The organism is Sporosarcina sp. SG10008, assembly GCF_044569405.1.
In the GTDB taxonomy this organism is placed as follows: domain Bacteria; phylum Bacillota; class Bacilli; order Bacillales_A; family Planococcaceae; genus Sporosarcina; species Sporosarcina psychrophila.
In genome coordinates this window covers 4,314,251-4,332,079 of record NZ_CP172607.1, presented here as the reverse complement: position 1 = coordinate 4,332,079, position 17,829 = coordinate 4,314,251, and the positions used below count along the sequence as shown (strand labels likewise).

At 39.8% G+C, this 17,829-nt stretch carries 12 protein-coding genes; 7 read left to right on the top strand and 5 right to left on the bottom strand.

All coding sequences use genetic code 11. The annotated features are described in order from the left end of the window. Window positions 1-261: 261 nt before the first annotated feature. The 3 genes from abc-f to ACGLYD_RS20325 all read right to left on the bottom strand — a co-directional run bounded on the left by abc-f (window position 262) and on the right by ACGLYD_RS20325 (window position 5,352). Window positions 262-1,932, bottom strand: coding sequence for a ribosomal protection-like ABC-F family protein (abc-f, locus tag ACGLYD_RS20335; RefSeq protein ID WP_399630265.1), 1,671 nt, complete (start codon window positions 1,930-1,932; stop codon window positions 262-264). 715 nt (window positions 1,933-2,647) lie between these two features. Then, on the bottom strand, window positions 2,648-4,030 hold the full coding sequence (locus ACGLYD_RS20330; protein WP_342539441.1) for an ammonium transporter: 1,383 nt from the start codon (window positions 4,028-4,030) through the stop codon (window positions 2,648-2,650). Window positions 4,031-4,563: 533 nt separating this feature from the next. Beyond that, window positions 4,564-5,352 carry an AraC family transcriptional regulator gene (locus tag ACGLYD_RS20325; protein ID WP_067204540.1) on the bottom strand — a complete coding sequence of 263 codons (789 nt, stop codon included), beginning with the start codon at window positions 5,350-5,352 and terminating at the stop codon, window positions 4,564-4,566. Window positions 5,353-5,948: 596 nt separating this feature from the next. Between ACGLYD_RS20325 and ACGLYD_RS20320 the strand changes: the two genes are divergently transcribed. The 3 genes from ACGLYD_RS20320 to ACGLYD_RS20310 all read left to right on the top strand — a co-directional run bounded on the left by ACGLYD_RS20320 (window position 5,949) and on the right by ACGLYD_RS20310 (window position 9,599). After that, on the top strand, window positions 5,949-6,608 hold the full coding sequence (locus ACGLYD_RS20320; RefSeq protein ID WP_067204537.1) for a hypothetical protein: 660 nt from the start codon (window positions 5,949-5,951) through the stop codon (window positions 6,606-6,608). Window positions 6,609-7,097: 489 nt separating this feature from the next. Next, the gene (locus ACGLYD_RS20315; RefSeq protein ID WP_399630262.1) at window positions 7,098-8,288 is read left to right on the top strand and encodes a M14 family metallopeptidase; all 1,191 of its coding nucleotides are present in this window, start codon (window positions 7,098-7,100) and stop codon (window positions 8,286-8,288) included. A 504-nt stretch (window positions 8,289-8,792) separates the two neighbouring features. Next, complete coding sequence (locus ACGLYD_RS20310) at window positions 8,793-9,599, top strand: YitT family protein (protein ID WP_067204532.1); 807 nt, start codon at window positions 8,793-8,795, stop codon at window positions 9,597-9,599. Window positions 9,600-9,663: 64 nt separating this feature from the next. On the opposite strand, the gene ACGLYD_RS20305 is transcribed toward ACGLYD_RS20310, so the two are convergent. Continuing rightward, a complete protein-coding gene (locus tag ACGLYD_RS20305) occupies window positions 9,664-10,635 on the bottom strand; it encodes an alpha/beta hydrolase (RefSeq protein WP_067204529.1) in 972 nt (323 codons plus the stop codon). A gap of 246 nt (window positions 10,636-10,881) precedes the next feature. Between ACGLYD_RS20305 and ACGLYD_RS20300 the strand changes: the two genes are divergently transcribed. The 4 genes from ACGLYD_RS20300 (at window position 10,882) to ACGLYD_RS20285 (ending at window position 13,977) form a co-directional block, all read left to right on the top strand. Continuing rightward, the gene (locus ACGLYD_RS20300) at window positions 10,882-11,031 is read left to right on the top strand and encodes a hypothetical protein (protein ID WP_187046415.1); all 150 of its coding nucleotides are present in this window, start codon (window positions 10,882-10,884) and stop codon (window positions 11,029-11,031) included. A 403-nt stretch (window positions 11,032-11,434) separates the two neighbouring features. Next, on the top strand, window positions 11,435-12,034 hold the full coding sequence (locus ACGLYD_RS20295; protein ID WP_067204523.1) for a glycosyltransferase family A protein: 600 nt from the start codon (window positions 11,435-11,437) through the stop codon (window positions 12,032-12,034). A gap of 64 nt (window positions 12,035-12,098) precedes the next feature. Continuing rightward, window positions 12,099-13,121, top strand: a complete 1,023-nt coding sequence (locus tag ACGLYD_RS20290) for a polysaccharide biosynthesis protein (RefSeq protein ID WP_067204520.1) — start codon at window positions 12,099-12,101, stop codon at window positions 13,119-13,121. A 1-nt stretch (window position 13,122) separates the two neighbouring features. Continuing rightward, window positions 13,123-13,977: an SDR family oxidoreductase gene (locus ACGLYD_RS20285; RefSeq protein ID WP_399630256.1), complete on the top strand. Its 855-nt coding sequence runs from the start codon at window positions 13,123-13,125 to the stop codon at window positions 13,975-13,977. Between the two features lie 223 nt (window positions 13,978-14,200). On the opposite strand, the gene ACGLYD_RS20280 is transcribed toward ACGLYD_RS20285, so the two are convergent. Beyond that, entirely contained in the window at window positions 14,201-17,422 is a 3,222-nt protein-coding gene (locus ACGLYD_RS20280; RefSeq protein WP_399630254.1) for an SNF2 helicase associated domain-containing protein, read from the bottom strand. Window positions 17,423-17,829 lie beyond the last annotated feature (407 nt).

Sequence of the window (17,829 nt, the reverse complement as noted above, 5' to 3'; positions counted from 1 at the left end):
CTTGCAGATTTCATCCCAGATAATGAAATGCACTTTCTACATAGACCATCCAGCGAAGGCGCGACTTCGTGGTAGCCGGAGCGATAAGACTGAAAGCGGTCTTCTTTCTGGCTTATCGCGGGAGGCATCCACAAAGCGTCGAAGCGGTATTAGTGGGAATCCTAAACCATTCCAAGTACTAGGGCTTTTTCAGTGGCTTCCCAAAATCCCCTGTAAAGCGTATACGCCCTATTCATTTGTTCAACATATATAGTTCTCCATTCACTTCAATGCCCTTAATCTTTTACTTAACTCATTAAAAACCTTATCGAGGTCAGCATACCTTTTATCCCCTTGTTTCATCATACTCAACTGCCCAAGCACTGCCTGCAGCTCCGTTTCAAGCCGCAAACGTTCATCAGCAGTCTTTTCAGGTTGCACTATGGCACTGCGCTCTTGCCATTCAGCATATGTCAGCGGTATTTTCCGCACTGTCCCTTGCTCGAATAGAAGCAGCCCGTCTGCCATCCGCTCTGTGAAATAACGGTCATGTGAGGCGAAAAGCAACGTTCCTGGAAACGTCTCCAGTGTCTTTTCTAGCTCTTCTCTAGAAGGTAAATCAAGATGATTCGTCGGTTCGTCCAACAGCAATACATCCGTTTCCTCGACAATGAACTGCATCAATTTAACCTTCACCCGCTCCCCCACACTGAGGTCCGACAACGGCAGGTCCCACTGTTGCTTTGAAAATCCAAGGTTTGTCAAATGTGTACGGATTACTCCCTGTTCGCGGAACGTATCCACATGAAAATAATTCGCCATCGTCATGTCTTTTGGAAAGTCAGTTGCTGTCTGACTCAAATAACCAATCGTCATTCCGTTCGTTTTCCAGATATCTCCTTTATAATTCTCTTCTCCAAGTATCATTCGGAAAAGCGTCGATTTCCCTGCACCATTTGGACCGATAAGACCAATCCGTTCACCCGCTTGTACAGTAAACGAGACGTCTGCAAAAAGTTCATGCCCGCTGAATAACTTTCGGACATCTTTTAACTCCATGACTCGCTTCCCTTTTTTCTTCCCACCTTTGACGTCAAATGACACGCCAATTTCATCTTTAGGCTTCTCAATACGATCTTTTTCCAATTCCCCTTCTAGCCGTTTATGCTTCGAGCGGATTTGGACATCGCGTTTTTTCGCCTTCATCCGGAAGTATTCCTTTGCCCCCATCATTCTTCCGCCCTTTTTCGTCGATTCCGCATGTGCCTTCGCAGACCAATTTTCCAACTCTGCGATTTGTTCTTCCACTTGCTCAATCTTTCGCTGTTGCTGTCCATAATGCTTCAACTGGACTTCCCGATTCGCGTCCTTCAGATTCCGGTATTGCGTATAGTTTCCTTTGTAGACCGTCAGTTTGCCGTGCTCAATTTCGAATACGAAATCCGCCGTCCTGTCGATGAAATGCCGATCATGGGAGACGATCAGATACGTACCAACATCCTCATTGATGATCCGGATCAATTCTTCCAGACTGTCACTGTCCAAGTGATTCGTTGGTTCATCCAAAAGGTTCAGCCTGCTCTTCTCAGCGAGCGCAGACGACAGCCGCATCTTCATCCGCTCCCCGCCGCTTGCAGAACTATATTCAGCACGCTCCGGTACTTTCCACTTCCGCCGGTACGTATGGGTTTCTGCCCGTTCCCAATCGATTGTCCCTTCGTCTTCCTGTTCCTGCCTAAAATAGGTGATGGACGGCGGCTTGCCATTCCAATTAACTGAACCTGACGTTGGCACTCTCTCCCCTGCTAGTAATGACAGCAGCGTCGTTTTCCCCGCACCATTTGCTCCAACAATCGCAATGCACGCCCCTTCCGGAATATCCGCAGACACTCCATCAAAGATTACCGTTTCACCATGTGCTACTGATACTTGATTTAATGTTCCAATAAGCATATCCATTCCTCCAAGTTCGGAGGGAATACAAAAATCCCTCCGACATAAAATCGGAAGGATTAGTCATTATTCATCCAAATTCAAAGTTCTCTAAAAAGCCTCTTGTTCGTGCAAAGAGGAAGGAACTTATTTAAATGTGGACAGACTAATCCTATTTTCCGTTCGAATAAAAAATTCAGTTTCCGGAATCAAAAGATTAGTACTTCATTGTCCACACGTCATTCCTTCCTCTTTTAAAGTTATACATATTATAGCATACTATTCTGTTTTTCTAACCAAGTTACCATAATTCAAGAATAAATTATTCATTCATTTCTTTCTTCTGATACTGTAAAATTAGATAAACACTGAAAAACTCTTCTTCACCCTATCATTTTACTGGAAATTTTGTTTCCTATTACAATATGGTGGTGATTTCTATTAAATTTAAAACTGTTATATTTCCTACTTTTATAATGTTGATTTTTTCGTTGATAGGATCTTGTACGAACGAGGAAGATTGTACAATGTGTTCTTTAGTAAGACCTATACTCCACATCATGTAAGCCCCTATAGAAAGTGACACTTCCTAAAATAAGAAAAGAAATAGAGATTAGATATAACGTACATATCTAACCTCTACTCTGTGAATATGCAATTTAAGAAACTTTGCACGCTAGGTATTACGTAATTCTGTTCAACTCCCAAAAGAGAAAGCGGTTTAACATTTACCTGGCTACTTATTTAGCGTGCTAAGAGGACTGACTGATAGTGCCTTTTTCGGTGGTATTTTTAGTGAACTTGATGTTATCGGTTGAGGAACAGGCGTTTCAATTCCGTACGGAGATACCGTGTTCATTTCGTCAAGTTTCCCTGTAATCGATAATGCTTCAGGATATCCGAAGCTTCCATGTTCACTATAGTCCAAACCGACTGTTTCTTGTTCTGCCGTCACCCTCAATCCCGTCATCACCTTTTTCATGACAAACAAAATTGCGAAGGATACGCAAAACGCATAGGCAGCCGATACGGTCACGCCCATGAACTGGACCCCAAGTTGAGTGAATCCTCCACCATAGAATAACCCCTCATGCCCAACAGTTGCCAATCTGGGTGAGGCAAAAAACCCAGTTGATAAGGTCCCCCATACGCCTGCAATACCATGAACTGAAAGCACATATATTGGATCATCTATTTTTCGTCTTTCAAAAAATCTAGCACTATAAAATACCAGTATTCCGGCAACAAGGCCAATGATTACCGACGCCCATGTCTCTACAAAAGCACATGAAGCAGTAATCGCAACAAGTCCGGCCAATGTCCCGTTCAGCATTGTCGGAACATCAGATTTCCCTAAAGCAACCCATGAGATAAGCAACGCACTTATCGCTCCCGCTGATGCTGCCAAACTAGTATTTAAGGCAATAAATCCGAAGAATCCATTCTCTACTCCAAGTGTGCTTCCAGCGTTAAAACCGAACCAACCTACCCATAAGATCAAGACACCTAAAGTAGTGTAAACCTGGTTATGTCCGCTCAAGTTGTTAGCAGTTCCATCGACGTTGTACTTTCCAGCTCTTGGCTTCAATAGAATCGTAGCTGCCAATGCTGCCATTGCTCCTGTTAAATGGACGACTGTTGACCCTGCAAAATCCTGTTTTCCATGCGCTGCCAACCATCCACCACCCCAGATCCAGTGGGCTACTACCGGATAAACGATAATTGAGAACAGCAAGGCAAAGACAAGATAGGTGGAAAGTTTAGCCCGCTCTGCAAAGCCTCCGAAAGCAATTGCTAATGAAATGCCTGCAAATGCAAGCTGAAATACAAAGAATACGGCAGTCGAATAGGTACTTCCCTCTATTTCATAGCCTGAATAGAAGAAGTCAGACCACCCTACAAAAAAGTTCCCATTTTCACCAAATATAAATCCGTAACCAACTGCCCAAAAAACAAGTGAGGCAATTCCAAATGTAAATATAGTTTTACCGGCAATGTGACCAGCATTTTTCATCCTTGTCGAGCCCGCTTCCAATAATATAAATCCACCTTGCATCAAAATGACTAAAATAGCGCCCAACATAATCCAGACACTATTTAATAAGAATAAGTTATCCATCTAAAATTCCCTCCTCCTATTTTTTAATACTTCTAATTTATTTGTGACGCGGAACTAGCACCAGGACACTTTCAGTTTTCAATACCGTTACTATGTTAATGTTTTAGCCACATGTTGATTTGCTTTAGGCAGGCAATGAGCTATGATCCTATCATGAGCAGGCCGAACCCAGAAACTTTGATAAGAAACGAATGATAATCGTACGTGCTCAATAAATAGCACTTAAGTCTTTCAAGAGCGGTTCATGCTTGCGCCATGACTGTACTGGATACTCCCCCTTTTATGTTCGCCAGTATTGCAAATCCTCAAGCAACAACTCTGAATAAACATTCGTAAAAAAACTTACTGGCTCATTGGCTATCTTCCTCAACTCCTTTTCTCTTTCAATACTATCAGCCAGAGGATCCAAGATATTTAGATTATCTGATCAAACATTTACACTTTTATGTTCATAGATAAAGTTCATGAAATACATAAAAGCCAGGCAACTAAATGCCTGGCTCTTGAACGTATGGGTAGATTTCCGAATATGCTTATCGTATCTCTGAGGGGTTTTTACCAGTGTACTTTTTAAATTGTCTACTGAAAAAATGGATGTTGTTATATCCTAGAGCATCAGCAACTTCTGTCACTGTGAGTCCTGTAAAAAGCAATAAATGCTCAGCTCGCTTTATACGAGAATAGACAATATAAGACTTGACGGTATGGCCGATGACTTGTTTAAAATTCTGTGAAAAATACCGTTGAGATAGATTTGCACGTTCAGCCAAACTATTAATCGTATGCGGCGACCCTGGATTTTGTTGAATATAATTGGCAATTTCTCGAATCGTTTCTAGTAATTTATTGCTCGTATTAGTCATTTGTTTTTCTTGTCCTCGTTCTTCTCTTAATAAATGAATCATCAATTGCTTCAAGATTAGCTGGGCCTCAATTTTTGCACCAAATGCCTGCACTAGAAATAATCGAACATATTGAGTTAAAAGCGATTCAAAGGTAATGGAATTTTTGAAGACCCGGTGACCTGAAGGTACCAATTGGAACGGTTCAGTTATATCAAAATGAATGTAAGTTAACACGAGGGGATTTTGCGGATTATGTGTGGCTGTTGTCTCATCGCCGGGTTTAAAAAGAAAGCAATGCCCTTTTTCTACATTATATGGCTTACCATTGAGCACTACTGTCCCTTCCCCAGCCCAAACATAAAATAAATCATAGTTGGGAATTGGTTTATCACGTTTTTTCCATTGCCAGCTCGGTTCACAATGAATAGTGGCCAAAAATGGTTTCAACATAAAATGATCTGAATTCAGATAAAGCATCCCAACTCCTCCTTTTATTCAGCAACAACTTACCTATTTACTTTATTCTGCATCTATATGTTAAGCAACTCTAATGCATTGTTCCATTAAAAAAACACCTACCACACGTGCTGATTAACCAAATCAACCAGTAAATAACTTGATTCCCCCCTTAGCACTACTTGTATAGTCGCGTTTTTGGATTACTTCGGATTGAATGACTTCTATTACGATTACCGAGATGTCTGAATGTATAAGTACACAGAGTGCTGAAGCTCTTTGGTATGAAAGAATAGCTGGCTTATTAACTGGAGAAAAGCCGCCAAAGATGCAATTTTGGCGGCTGAAACGTTCTATGATGTTTGCCAATTACCAAGCCTGCGCAATCTGGGGCGATACTATTCGAACGGATCGATCGTGAATTCAAGTATTCATCTGATTATATGACCAACCAATTACTAACGATTTCTTGTGATTTTCGTGATATGAGTTGCACCATTTTCATGATTTTTGCTTCATTTGAACATTTTACACTTTTTATTTATTTTTTTTAGATAAAATACACGAATTGGGAAAAGATATGAATTGAGGAATAAAAATAAAGGGGCGGTTAAAGCATGTCAATGGAATGGTTTAACAGAGTAACTACTGAGCTTCATGATCATCTGAATTCAATTTGCGATCAATATGATCAAGTCGGTCATATGTCGATTGACCAAAGTGCAAAACATCCACGTATCGAATTTTTTGTCGAAACGGAGGACGACGAAAGGGATTACTTCTGTACCCTTCATTTTGATCCACATAACGCAGAGTTTTACGTGGAAACTTTTGACTTTGAATTCGAACAGCAAACCAGAATCATTCTTACTGACATTGAAGATATAATTGACGCTATTCATGATATCTTCCATGATTTCATCAGTGATGATGAACTAGATGATCTTGACGAGGAGTTCGTTTTAGACGCCGTCAATAGTGGAGAATACTACGTGGGTGAAATTGCTGATACAGAGTTTGAGGAATTGAGCGTCGAATGGGAAACACCTGAAGTCACTGCTTTCCAAATCGAAGATGCAATAGAAATAACGCATCAATTTGGGGTAGTCAATGCTACTGGAGATGGTGTTCTTCGAAGGGTCAAGCGCTTTTGGTCGGAAGGCAACGAGCTTCACAAAGAGGAAAGCAGCTTCGTCTTTACAAAAGAAGAGGCGAGCACACTCATTGCTTTGGTTGCGAGTAATATGGATAAGATGACTTCATATGAAAATCTGTAAAGCTTAAAGAAAATAAACAGGCATTAGGGAATCTTTCCTAGTGCCTGTTTATCGTTTTCATTTCCACGTAGATTTATTTCCTTTGAACCGCTACGGCGCTAGGGGAGGCATCTCGCCTTAAGCCAGATGAGGTATTCTTTAACCTATCTGGAATAACCTCTTGGCATTAACTGTATAATTATAGTCAAGAAATCCGCAATCCAGGTTGCAGATTTCATCACTAATAATGAAATACTCTTTCTCACATAGACCATCCAGCGCAGGCGCGTCTTCGTGGTAGTCGAAGCGGGATTAGTGGGGAATCCTAATTCATTCCAAGTACAAGGGCTGTTTCAGTGGCCTCACAAAAGCACTTATAAAGCGCATACGCCGTATTCATTTGTTCAACGTATATAGATTTTTAATTTCCCTTTTTAGTTTTATGTAATTGTTAAGCAATACTTCACATACTCTTATTACTGAGTATTTCCAACTAAGAGGAGGAAATGCATGGACATATTTGCCAGACCTGGAGATTCGTTTTGGAATTTCAGCCAGGTATTCAAGATGCCTCTTCAACTGATTATCGATTCCAACCGAAACATCAACACACAAATACTTACGACAGGTCAGCGAATTCAAATCCCTGGATTTGTTGCTACCAATTATAAAATTCAAACAGGAGATTCTTTATGTTTGATCGCACAAAGACTAAATCTTCCTTTGTATTCACTTCTTCTTGTCAACCCTAATCTTGAACCGAACCGCCTGCAAGTTGGACAGTTGATTAAAATTCCTCAGAGGATTACCTGGAGGCTTATAAACGGGATACAAAATTTTGATTACGACATTATGATGAATGATATCAGAAGGTTACTAGCCGTTTATCCATTTTTGCAAACCGCTCCTATCGGAAATTCCGTTTTAAAACGAGAAATACCAGAAATCTTGGTTGGTAGTGGAACTAAACGAGTTCATTATAATGCTTCATTTCATGCGAATGAATGGATTACTACCCCTATCATTTTGACCTTTTTAAATGATTATTTGCTTTCATTAACGAACCAAACTACTATCCGCGGTCTTTTTACATTCCCCTTTTACCAACAAACGACATTATCCATTGTTCCGATGGTCAATCCGGACGGAGTTAATTTGGTGTTAAATGGTCCGCCTGCAAATGAGCCATGGCGAAGCAGAGTTGTTGAATTGAATAATGGTAGCTTGGACTTTTCGGACTGGAAAGCCAATATAAGGGGTGTGGATCTGAATGATCAATTTCCTGCCAATTGGGATCGGGAAAGAGCTCGTAATCCTAAGTATCCGGGTCCAAGAGATTATGGCGGTGAGCGTCCTTTGTCCGAACCTGAGGCAATTGCAATTGCGGACCTGACAAGAAGGCGGGATTTTGCAAGAGTACTCGCTCTTCATACACAGGGAGAAGTTATTTATTGGGGGTACGAGAACCTTGAACCCCCTGAGTCTGAAGTTCTTGTTAACGAGTTCAGTAGGGTCAGCGGATACGAATCAGTTCAAACAATTGAAAGCTATGCTGGATATAAGGATTGGTTTATTCAGGAATGGCGGAGACCTGGATTCACAGTTGAACTTGGTTCAGGAAAAAACCCGCTTCCCTTGGACCAGTTCGATGAAATTTATCAAGAGACGTTAGGGATTTTTCTAGCAGGGTTATATGTATGATTAATTAACAAAATTCAACTTATTATGCGGATGCCTGTGAACGTAACTGGGTTTGCTTGACGATATGTGGAGTCCTTCTCCAACACGTTAGGCTTTGCACACTAAATAATCATGACCGTTTGATAGCAAAAGGTATTCAATTCATAGTAAGGCAGGTAAACACGTATTGACACGTCAATTTTTCTCTGCTAAATTAACATCTAACACTAAAAGTCTATGACGAGAAAAAGTATGAAAAGGTCCCTGTTCCCTAGTGAGTTGGCGCTTAGTGAAAGTCGACGAACAGCCCTTATCCGAAATTCATCTCTGAGATACAAAGCCGATAAGTCAGTTAGCTTTGACGGTTTTCCACCGTTATCTGGGGCACGTATGAGAATACGTTGACTGAAAGCCGTTTGTTTTTAGAAACCTGCGGAGTTATGGGTATAATCGCGAGCACAAACTCGTCCCTTTTTTAGGGTCGAGTTTTTTTATTTGCCAAAGCTGGAAGGAGATTTACTAGTTATGAAAAATTTAATTGTCGTCTTAGGTTCACTCATTATTGCATTTGCTTTTAACTGCTTTCTCGTTCCTTTCGGGATTTTAAGTAGTGGTATTAGCGGAATCGCAATTTTACTCGGCCTAATCAGCCCATTTAATACCGGTCTATTAAATCTAGTCCTTAACTTGCCTTTGATTGTTTTAGGCTACTACAAACTCGGAAAAACAATTACCATTAACACACTGGTTTGCGTCGTGTCGCTCTCGGCATTCTTATACGTGATACCAGTCGTTGCTGTGACAGACAATATCCTGTTATCAACGGTTTTCGGTGGCGGCATTGGTGGTATGGGCGTTGGTCTTATCCTCAAATACTCAGGAACTTCTGGCGGTTTGGATATTATTGCGATTATCGTTTCCCGTACAAGTTCTTTCAGTATCGGCCTTCTCCTCACGGGGATGAATGGCGTAATCGTGCTACTTTCAGGATTTGTCTTTGACTGGGAAATCGCGTTATATACCCTGTTGTCTATCTATATCACTGGTAAAATGATCGATACAATCTTCACAGATCACGTCAAACTGACGATGCAGATTGTCACGACAAAAGGTGATTTAATACGCAATGAGTTACTGGGATCCATCTATCGTGGGATTACGATTACGGAAGGTTACGGGGGCTATACTCAAGAGAAGAAAGACATTTTAATGATGGTCGTCACGCGTTATGAAACGCTGCATGTTAAAAAGATTGTCCGAAAGCATGATGAAGACGCATTTATTAATATTTATGAGACGGTTGAAGTTGATGGTAAATTTTCAGTTAACTAGTAGATAGTAAAAAATAGGTGCCCGGTTCTGAAAACAACTCAAATTGTTTTAGAACCAGTGGCACCTATTTTAATTCAATATAACGGTTAAGAAACTGATCTATTTTCATATTGTATTTGTCTTCGTCCAATGCAATGGATTCACCGTGGTTTGCATTCGGGACAAGATAGAGTTCTGCGTCACTTGAAGTATGTCGGTACAAATCCTTTGTCAACTCTGTTGGAACAAATGTATCGCTTTCCCCATGAATATACAGGATCGGGACACTCGTTTTCTCCACCTCTTTTAGTGCACTCGCTTCTCTGAATGAATAACCTGCCCTGATTTTGGTTAACACACTGGTGCTATCTAACAATGGAAATGCCGGCAGATGAAACATCCGATTCATTTGATACTGGAATAATTGATAGACGGACGCATAGGGACTGTCCGCTATGATGGCTTTGACCTGGCTAGGAAGTTCTTCTTCTCCACTAGCCATCAAGACGGTCGCCGCCCCCATCGATAAACCATGGTAGACCACTTTAATATCAGTTCCAAGTTTCTCCACCAATAGTTGTGTCCAATCAATCAAATCGAGCCGATCTGGCCAGCCAAATCCATAATAATTACCCTCGCTCTTTCCATGCCCTCGTGCATCAGGCATGAAAATATTATAATCCAAATCGTTATGATAATGCTGTCCGAATAGCCCCATTTGCTTCGCGTTTCCTAAATAGCCATGCGTTAAAATGACCAATTTATCCGTTGGCTTGGATGCCGGCAAATAGTAACCTGACAGTTTCAGTCCGTCGCGTGACGTTAAAGTGAGTCGTTCAAAATTTTGATCCGCGACCCAACCTATCCAATCTCCATTCAAAAAGAGGTTCATTGCCTTATCGGATACTTCCAAATCTGCATTCTTCTGCAAGAAATCTTTCGGTCCCCGCTTGACTGCTAGCTCATAAAAAAAGAAACTGCCGATGATTTGGATCAGCAAGAAAACTGTAGCAAAAAGAACAAGTAGCCTCTTCCATTTGATTCGAATCTTACTCATTCCCCTTTACTATGCTGTCTCTTAGCATTCATGACGCCTATGATTAGTATAGTAGAGAAACTGAGAAAAATGAAAGAAATCAATACGATTACAGGAAATACCAATAGAGTTTCTGATAGTCTATCGCATCACCCAAGCAATTCGTGCAAAAAGGAATGGTACCTATTTTGCATTCTCCTACATAGAACTCTGCACCTTGGACACAATAGCTAGGATGAAATCATTCTACAAAAGGAGGTTCAAGTCATGTCGGAAGAAAATAAAAACAAAAACAAAGACAAAGGTAAACAGCGGAATGCCCTCAAATACGATACAAAGCCGAAAGACGATGTTGAGTTTGCACGTGAAAGCGAATTTTTAAATTTAGATGGTAAGAAAAACAAAAGAAAGCGTTGAAAACAGTGCCTGTCAGTTTCCCCCTAGAGAACTGTTAACTGATGCACTGAATTCTACTTATCGCATCTAACATAAATCCCCCAAGTCAGATGAGCATCTGACTTGGGGGATTTGTTTTGGATATTTTTACTTAAAACGTTATTAACTCAGCTACTCATCCTCATACATAATCGATTTCTAGCTACAGAAAACGCATCGGCCTAAAGTTTAAATAATCACACGCATATATTAATCGAGGACAGACGTATTTTTGATAAGCATAAGGTATGAGATTTCTTTTTAACAAGGTATCAACAATAACTTGTTACGAATTGCGCTAATTGGAAAATTTAACGGTAGACGATGCATGCTTTCTACTACCTTGGTATTAATTAATTGATCAATAAAGGAATGAGGTCTTTGAATGAAAATTAGTTTTCTAACTCCAGCTTACAATAGTGAAGAATGGATTAAGATAATGCTGGATAGTATTCCGAAAGAATATGCTTATGAAATTATTGTTTGCGACGATGGTTCCACTGATAAAACAGTAGAACTACTAAAGGAATATGAAAAAACTTGTCCACAATTAAAAATAATAACGCATGAAGCAAATAGAGGTGCTAGTGAATCATATAATCGATGCATTGCTGAAGCAACCGGGGATTATGTAGCAATCATTGATAGCGATGATCAATATTTACCTCCGATTCGGGATGTACTAGCACAAGTTGACGGTGAATATGACATTTATTACTACAATATGTTAACGAAACACGGACTACAATTTGTGAAAAGTAAAGATGATGCTTATACGTGGTGTGGACAATTTAAGATCATTCGAAGAAGTTTTATAGGGGATGCAGTGTTCACAACGAGAAAAGATTTTGCCGGAGATTGGGATTTTAATAGAGTATTAATGGATAATAACCCCAAATGTAAATATACTGGACTATTTGCCTATTGGTATAACTATCCTAGAGAAACTTCCGAATCTGATTTGCATCTTAGAGGGCTGAAATAAGGAGATGAATGTCGTTCTATTTCTGGAACAGCCTCTCCAATGAAAGGAGTTGACCTATAACTATATGTTTAAAGATAAAATACTACTAATAACAGGTGGAACTGGTTCATTTGGTAACGCTGTATTAGAAAGATTCTTAACTACTGATATCAAGGAAATTAGGATATTTTCAAGAGACGAAAAAAAACAAGATGATATGCGCATTTTATATCAGAATAACAAAATTAAATTTTTCATAGGAGATGTACGTGATAGTAGCAGTTTAAATAACGCTATGTACAATGTAGACTTCGTTTTTCATGCAGCAGCCCTTAAACAAGTTCCCTCTTGCGAATTTTTCCCCTTAGAAGCCGTAAAAACAAATATTCTTGGAACAGAAAATGTATTAACTGCAGCGATAAACGCAGGTGTGAAAAAAATTATTTGTCTCTCTACAGATAAAGCGGCATACCCTGTCAATGCAATGGGGATTTCAAAAGCGATGATGGAGAAAACATTCATTGCAAAATCTAGAATGGTTACTCCTGACAAAACCTTAATTTGTGGAACTCGCTACGGTAACGTGATGGCATCCCGTGGATCAGTCATACCATTGTTCATAGAACAAATTAAGAACGGAAAGCCGTTAACGGTTACTGATTCCAAAATGACTCGTTTTATGATGAGCCTTGAAGAAGCAGTCGAATTGGTGTTATATGCCTTTACAAATGCAGTGAATGGCGACATCGTAGTTCAAAAATCACCCGCTTGTTATATAAAAGATTTAGCACAAGCATTGATTGAATTATTTAATGCGAAAAATGAAGTTAATATCATTGGTACCCGTCACGGAGAAAAAATTTACGAGGTACTTCTTACGAAAGAAGAAGCAGCCAAAGCAATTGATATGGGAGATTTTTATAGAATTCCTGCTGATAACCGAGATTTAAATTATGGGAAATACCTCGAAGAAGGTTCCCCTAAAATTACGTTAACCGATGAATATAACTCTAATAATACAAAGACCCTTTCAGTAGATGAAATAAAAGAAAAGTTGTTAAAACTAGATTTCGTTAAAGACGAACTGCGTAAATGGAATGGAGGATAACATGAAATTCCTAGTTCTTGGGGCAACTGGAATGGCAGGTCACACCATCTCATTATTTTTAAGTGAGAAAGGGCATGAAGTTACTACCTTTTCAAGAACAGCATTTCCTTATTGCAAGAACATAAATGGGGATATTATGGATGATTTTTTGTTGAATTCAATTCTAGTAAAAGAAAACTATGACGTAGTGATCAACTGCATAGGTATTTTAAACGAAGCGTGTGAGTTAGTACCGTCAAGAGCTGTCTATCTAAATAGTTACTTACCACACCTTATAGCCGATAAATTAAAAAACACCAACACTAAATTAATTCATATGAGTACAGATTGTGTTTTCTCAGGTAAATCAGGACCCTATTCCGAAGATAGCATTCGTGATGGTGAAACTTTTTATGATCGAACGAAAGCTTTGGGCGAAGTTAATGATAATAAAAATTTAACCTTTAGAAATTCAATTATTGGTCCGGATTTGAAAAAGAATGGAATTGGTTTATTTGATTGGTTTATGAAACAACAAGGAACTATTAATGGATTTACAGGAGCCATCTGGACTGGCGTCACTACTTTGACTTTAGCAAAAGCTATGGAAAAGGCTGCAATCGAAGATTTAACAGGGTTATATCACCTTGTAAATAATCAGAGTATAAGTAAGTTTGATTTATTAAATCAATTCAATGCAAATTTTAAAGCGGATGAGTTAACAATCTTGCCTAGCGATTCCGTCAATGCTGATAAAACATTGATAAATAACCGACAGGATTTTTCATTCAAAGTACCAAGTTATGAAAATATGATCATAGAGATGAAACAATGGATTTGGACACACAAGAATTTATACCCACACTATTTTCAGTAACCGTTGACCATGTTCTTCAGATAATGGAAGTAAAAACAAAGGTACCTAGTTCTGATGCGATTTAGAATTGTTTCAGAACCAGATACCTTTTTTAATTTGTAGTAAACGGGTTTGCGACCATTACTTTTCTTTAAGATCTTAAAGGTCACTGAAGACTTTTCCCTTGTAAACACTAGTAATTGCCACCTCGCAATCTTCCAGTTCACACTGTTCTTAACTTGCTTTATAACATTAATATTTCCCGAATGTCTTCTTCGGTTAAAGTAGACGACGCTTTCTCCTCAGAATCGATGATTTCTTCAATCAGATGCCTTTTCTTATCTTGCAATTCATTTATTTTTTCTTCGATTGTACCGCGGGCAACAAGCTTGATGACTTGTACAACATTTGTCTGGCCAATACGATGCGCACGATCAGCTGCTTGCTCCTCAACCGCAGGATTCCACCAAATGTCATATAGAATAACGGTATCTGCTCCCGTCAGATTGAGACCTGTACCGCCTGCTTTCAAGGAAATGAGAAATAAATCACGTTCACCTGCATTGAATCGATTACAAATTTCCACTCGTTTCTCTGATGGCGTTTGTCCATCAAGGTAGAAATAAGGCAGTTCTTGATTCGCTAACTCTCTACCTATAAGTCCAAGCATTTTCGTGAATTGGGAAAAAATCAACACCCTTCTTCCCGACAGCTTGGATTCCTCTATAATCTGCATTAGCTGTTCAAATTTCCCCGAACTCCCTTTATAGCCATCCACAAATAAGGCTGGGTGACAGCAAATCTGTCTTAACCGAGTCAAACCAGCGAGAATTTTGATGCGGTTTTTTCGGAGTGTATCCTTGTCGAGATGTTTCAGTGTGTCGTGTCTGAGCTTAGCCAAAAAGGCAGCATATAGCTTCTTCTGTTCAGGTAGCAACTCCACCGATTCCAGCCACTCGACCTTTTCAGGAAGCTCCGCAAGGACATCCTTTTTCAACCTACGAAGCAAAAATGGACGAATCCTCCGAGCAATCGTCTTCCTCGGAAGATTACTGAATTCCTTAAGACCCTGAAATAATTCAGGAAAGACAACTCGGTAAATGGACCATAGCTCTTCTAATGAATTCTCTATCGGTGTACCAGTTAGGGCGAAGCGGTTATCTGCCTGTATCTTTCGCGCTGCTTTTGCTGTTTGTGTCATAGGATTTTTAAATGCCTGTGCCTCATCAAAATAAACGGTATGGAAGAACTGTTTTTCGTACCACATGATGTCACTGCGCAACAACGGATAGGAGGTAATAAGAACGTCCATATCCATTACATCCTTCTGTAAATTGCTCCGCTCTGTCTTATTACCATCTACCACAACAGCTTGTATCTCTGGAGAAAACTTCATGACTTCACTTAGCCAGTTATACGTCAAAGATGATGGGCAGACAATAAGAACCGGAAGCTTCTTTTTACGGATGTTAGGAAGCTCGGATAAAATAAACGTGATGCTTTGCACTGTTTTACCCAGCCCCATGTCATCTGCAAGAATCCCGCCGAATCCGTAATGAGCAAGTGTTTTCATCCATTTGTAGCCATCTTTTTGGTAGTCCCGTAATATTGGATCCAAACTTTTCGGGACTTTAAACCCCAAACTGTCTGGATTGTGGACGTTCTCCAAAAATTGCAGGAACGATTTCTCTAACGTGAACACATCACGATTATCGACTGAATCAAGAAGCTGAAGACCTTGAGCGAATGGTAATATCAAACCGCTTTCCAATTCTTCATGCTGTTCAGGAAGTGCATTCAAGAAGCGGTTCATTTCTTCAAACTCCCTCGTCTCCAATGAGAGTATGGATCCATTACCCAATTGATAGTACTTCCGTTTTTCTTCTAGAGCCAATAGAACTTCACGTATGTGCTTTTCGGGAATACCATCGAGCTCAAATTTGAATTCTAGCCAATTGGTCCTCTCTTTTTTCATCTTCACAGTAATCTTCGGGTGAGCTTTGCCTCTAAATATCCGATTTTTCACAGCCGTAGTTGCATATATTTGCGCAAACGTTTTAAGCTTCGGAACGACATGATACAAAAATTCATATTCCAATTCTTCATTGTGCAAAAAATAACCGCCGTCTGTCTTGGAAAACAAGCTTTTTTCTATTAACTGCAAGATCTCTTCTTCCTTATCCATATCCCTCACAAAAGTGGAGCTTGCCGGGATATCCCCAGTAGGTTCCAATGGATTGATCATAATATTTTCATAATGAAACTCCAACCCAACGAGCAATCGGTTTTTCACACGATCCAAGTACACTTTAGCAATTAGCGGTGTCTTAAGAAAGTGCTTATACATACTGTCCGATAGTTGTACATTGCCTAGTTTCTTCAAACCAGGCACCACTTTTTCTAGAAAAAAACTAACCTGCTCTTGAGGAATCGAAATTTGATTCGTTCCTGAACCATCAAGCAACTCCTTTAGGTCCGAGAGACGTTTACAATCCTCACTTTTCAGCTGGATTAGTTTCCCTTCAGATAAGACAGAGCTGTATGAATTCAGCACAACCATTTGATTCAACCCTTTGATCTTCAGTTGATAGCCTTTGCCCTCAGCTTCAGCAAAGTCAAACTGTAAAGAAAGTGGTTCGTTCGATACACGAAGACCGGCATACATATTCCCGCCATATTCCAATTTAATCGATGGTACTCTCTCAAGTATGGGAAATAGCCTGTCCCAAGAAGATGGAGGAATCAGTAGTGTATGATGATCGCTGACATAATTTGATTTCCCCAACAATTCATCAACATATACATCTTCATCATGAATTACTTGGATAAGCTGCTGGATCAAAGCATTTGTTTCTTTTTGAAAGCAATGAAGATTAGGGTTAAACGTGAATGAATTAGAAAGCACGCTAGTATGTCCGTCTTTCACATGCTTCAGAAAGTCCCTGATATTCTGCACATTAGTCGGACCAATCCTCACCTTTATTCCAAATATATGCCGCCCCTCTCCTAGGGTAACGGCTTTGCACGTAAATTCCACATCAAGCACTTGCCTGTTTTCAAAGTGAAGCTGATGACCGCTAGAGCGTTTAGGTTGGGCATTGAAAAGTGTCAGTAAGCCTTCCGTTAGTTCTTGATTTGTTAATGAATCAGACTGGAATCCACTTAGACTATTGGGGATTTCCTGACGCTGAAGTGCATTAATCGATAGTAAAACGGCTGCAATATGCTGACAATCCATTTGAAAGGAAGCTAGTGCAGGACAGCTACATTTCGTAAGTAAACCACCTTTTTCATCCTTTTTAATGGTGACATGGAAATCATCCATTCCTGCAACTGTTGCTTCACAACCATTAGGACCGTAGTTTTTAACTGTCACTTTATTAGCCCGATAAAAAGCTTCACCTCTTTTGAAGGAGACTGTACCGCACTTGTCTTTAATTAACTCTCGGTTTAATTTTATATTCATTGGTCTGCCTCCTCCCTCGTTTCGGATTCCAGGTTCTCGCTTATTACCTTGAGTATACCAAACAAGCTTTCGGTAATGTAGGGGTTCTGGAACAGTTTGAAGTTTAATGAGAACTCGTCACCAATATAGGTGATTTAACTGAGATTCACCTTTAAAGACAACCAGATAGCGCAAGGTAAACAGACATCCATTTGAAGGACAATTATATCCTTTAATGGGTGACCATATTTTCACATTCTTGCAACTAGATACTCGGTACTTAACAAAATGGAAGCAAGTTGTTTTTTTGTGCTTAATACTAGGGAGCATTTTCCAATACCGCTTCGTCGCTTGGTGATGGCCTCCCGTAATGAGCCCGCCAGAAGATCACTGTCAGTCTCATTACTTCGGCTCACACTTGTCGCTCC

What these genes read in the sequence shown, in the direction of transcription:
- abc-f (WP_399630265.1), bottom strand. Translation starts at nt 1,932, where the DNA reads ATGCTTATTGGAACATTAAATCAAGTATCAGTAGCACATGGTGAAACG.
- ACGLYD_RS20330 (WP_342539441.1), bottom strand. Translation starts at nt 4,030, where the DNA reads ATGGATAACTTATTCTTATTAAATAGTGTCTGGATTATGTTGGGCGCT.
- ACGLYD_RS20325 (WP_067204540.1), bottom strand. Translation starts at nt 5,352, where the DNA reads ATGCTTTATCTGAATTCAGATCATTTTATGTTGAAACCATTTTTGGCC.
- ACGLYD_RS20320 (WP_067204537.1), top strand. Translation starts at nt 5,949, where the DNA reads ATGTCAATGGAATGGTTTAACAGAGTAACTACTGAGCTTCATGATCAT.
- ACGLYD_RS20315 (WP_399630262.1), top strand. Translation starts at nt 7,098, where the DNA reads ATGGACATATTTGCCAGACCTGGAGATTCGTTTTGGAATTTCAGCCAG.
- ACGLYD_RS20310 (WP_067204532.1), top strand. Translation starts at nt 8,793, where the DNA reads ATGAAAAATTTAATTGTCGTCTTAGGTTCACTCATTATTGCATTTGCT.
- ACGLYD_RS20305 (WP_067204529.1), bottom strand. Translation starts at nt 10,635, where the DNA reads ATGAGTAAGATTCGAATCAAATGGAAGAGGCTACTTGTTCTTTTTGCT.
- ACGLYD_RS20300 (WP_187046415.1), top strand. Translation starts at nt 10,882, where the DNA reads ATGTCGGAAGAAAATAAAAACAAAAACAAAGACAAAGGTAAACAGCGG.
- ACGLYD_RS20295 (WP_067204523.1), top strand. Translation starts at nt 11,435, where the DNA reads ATGAAAATTAGTTTTCTAACTCCAGCTTACAATAGTGAAGAATGGATT.
- ACGLYD_RS20290 (WP_067204520.1), top strand. Translation starts at nt 12,099, where the DNA reads ATGTTTAAAGATAAAATACTACTAATAACAGGTGGAACTGGTTCATTT.
- ACGLYD_RS20285 (WP_399630256.1), top strand. Translation starts at nt 13,123, where the DNA reads ATGAAATTCCTAGTTCTTGGGGCAACTGGAATGGCAGGTCACACCATC.
- ACGLYD_RS20280 (WP_399630254.1), bottom strand. Translation starts at nt 17,422, where the DNA reads ATGAATATAAAATTAAACCGAGAGTTAATTAAAGACAAGTGCGGTACA.